Consider the following 2007-nt stretch of genomic DNA (forward strand, 5'->3'; position numbering starts at 1 on the left):
CGCGCCCGAAAGGCCGGCGCCGAGCACGGCGTAGCGCGCGGCGGCGTACAGCTCACCCAACGAGAGCCCACCGGAGGCGAGCCGCCACCCGCCTACGGCGAGGACCGTCACCTCCAGCAGCGGAACGGCGAGCCCCGCCTGTACGCCCGCGCGCGCGTTGGCGCGCCACAGCCGCAGCCCGTGTTCGCGGAGGGTCGGCAGCGGGGTGAGGATGCGGCGGGTTTCCAGGTCCGCGGTTCCGGCGGCGGCGATCGTGCGGATTCCGGTGAGGGCGTCGGTCAGCCGTCCCGCGATCTCGCTCTGGGTGCGCTGGTAGCCGGCCGCGTGGACGGTGGTGGCGCGCAGGAAGCCGCGCAGGACGAGGGTGATCGCGACCAGTCCGGCGACCAGCGCGCCCAGCAGCCGCAGGTCGATGAGCGCGAGGGCGGCCAGGCCGCCGATGGTCGGGACGAGCAGGGCGGCCGCGGTGACGAGCGCGGCCGGGGCCTGGCCGAGTTCCTCGGTGTTCAGGCCGATGCGGGTCGCGAGGTCGCCTTCGGGGTGCCGCCGGGTAATGGCCGGTCCCGCGCCGAGGACGCGGTCGAGCAGGACGCGCCGCAGCCGGGCCGCCGCCTCAGCCCCGGTGACGCCGGTCGCCCATGCCGTCAGGACCTCGCAGGCCGCGATCCCCGCGACGGTCGCCGCCGCGCCGGTCGTCCAGGGGTCGTGGAACGTGCCGCCCGGTGCGCCACCGGAGATCAGGCCGTCGAGGGCTCGTCCGATCGCGAAGGGCAGAAGCAGTTGCAGGGCGGCTCCGCCGAGCGCGCCGAGGACGAGGAGGGCCGTCCAGACGCCGCCGTCGCGCGCGGTCCGCGTGACCAGCCGGTCGGCCGCCGTCCGCATCGGTCCTCCTTTCCGCCGGGAAGGTGAGCGCCGCGTGCGGCGCGGTGGAACCGCACCGCACGCGGCGGTCGTGGGCCTTCCGGGTGGCCGTCTTACCGGTGGCCGCCCGGAACCTCATGCCCGGGTGCCGTAGCTCAGTGGCAGAGCGCGAGGCTCAGGTTGCTCGGCGTGTGCGAAGCGCAGGTGGCGACGGTCAGACCGCTGCCGCCGCTGGCGCCGCCGGAGGCGGTGGGGGCCTGAAGGCCCTGCAGGTCGAGAAGTGCCATGGTGGTTGCTACACCTCCTTCCTCTTTCCGAGGGTGGACAGGTTCAGACCGTTCCGGTTCACGTGTGAGGGCTGTCCTTGGCCAGGCTCCCTACGCGGCCGGAAGGGCCGACTATGAGGCCGGACGAGCCGGCCGGTGCGACGGACGGGCCGTCGGCGATGGTGGTCGTGTGGGCGAGGCCCGTGCCCGAGGCCTCGGGTCCGGCTTCGGCCGCGGGTGGCGGGGCCGCGAGGAAGGGCAGCGACGGCCGCCGCTCGTCCAGCGCCGACGCCAGGGCGAGCAGCACCCCGGACGTCCCGGTGGCGAAGTCCATCGACAGCCGCATGAGCTGGTCGCCGGTGAACGCGAGGCCGCCGCCGTAGGGCATGGCGTGCCACCGCAGGCCGCGGATCTGCGCGTCCAGCCTCGGGTCGGGGTGCGTCTCGGGCCGGGCGTGCAGTCCGGCGGCCAGGGCGGCGATGATCCCCGCGCGGCCGGCGAACAGCCCGGACTGGACGAAGTAGCCGGATTCGGCGACCCGGGCCAGCCGGGTGAGCGCGCGTTCGAACTCCTCGTCCCGCCGGTGCCGCAGGTAGCGGGCGACGACGAGGCCGATGCCGACCGACCCCTCGTCCAGGTAGGGCAGCATGCGCCAGCCCTGGTTCACCTGGAGCGAGCCGTCCTCGGCGAGCATGCACCGGCGCAGGTCCTGGCGGATCGCGTCGGCGGCCCGGTCGAGCAGCGTCGCGGGACCGCCGCGTTCGTAGGCGTGCAGGAACAGCAGCGCCGGTCCGGACGAGCCGTGCATCAGTCCGGCGCGCGGATGCTCGCCGCCGCTGAGCTCGGGGACGTCCTCGGGACCGCCGAGGCGGTCGGCGCA

General features: G+C 75.3%; 2 protein-coding genes and 1 pseudogene. All 3 read right to left on the reverse strand.

What is annotated here, in order from left to right:
* A partial coding sequence (locus AB0J52_RS38015) for an ABC transporter transmembrane domain-containing protein (RefSeq protein ID WP_500187847.1) occupies positions 1 to 882 on the reverse strand: 882 nt, incomplete at its 3' end.
* Positions 883 to 1016: 134 nt separating this feature from the next.
* Positions 1017 to 1148 (reverse strand): SapB/AmfS family lanthipeptide, encoded by a 132-nt coding sequence (locus AB0J52_RS38020; RefSeq protein WP_117355698.1) that lies wholly within the window; start codon positions 1146 to 1148, stop codon positions 1017 to 1019.
* A 58-nt stretch (positions 1149 to 1206) separates the two neighbouring features.
* Positions 1207 to 2007, reverse strand: a pseudogene (locus AB0J52_RS38025) (hypothetical protein); the annotation flags it as partial.

The organism is Spirillospora sp. NPDC049652, from assembly GCF_040675125.1.
GTDB lineage: Bacteria > Actinomycetota > Actinomycetes > Streptosporangiales > Streptosporangiaceae > Spirillospora.

Coding starts and splice junctions, on each gene's coding strand:
- AB0J52_RS38020 (WP_117355698.1), bottom strand. CDS start 1,148: ATGGCACTTCTCGACCTGCAGGGCCTTCAGGCCCCCACCGCCTCCGGC.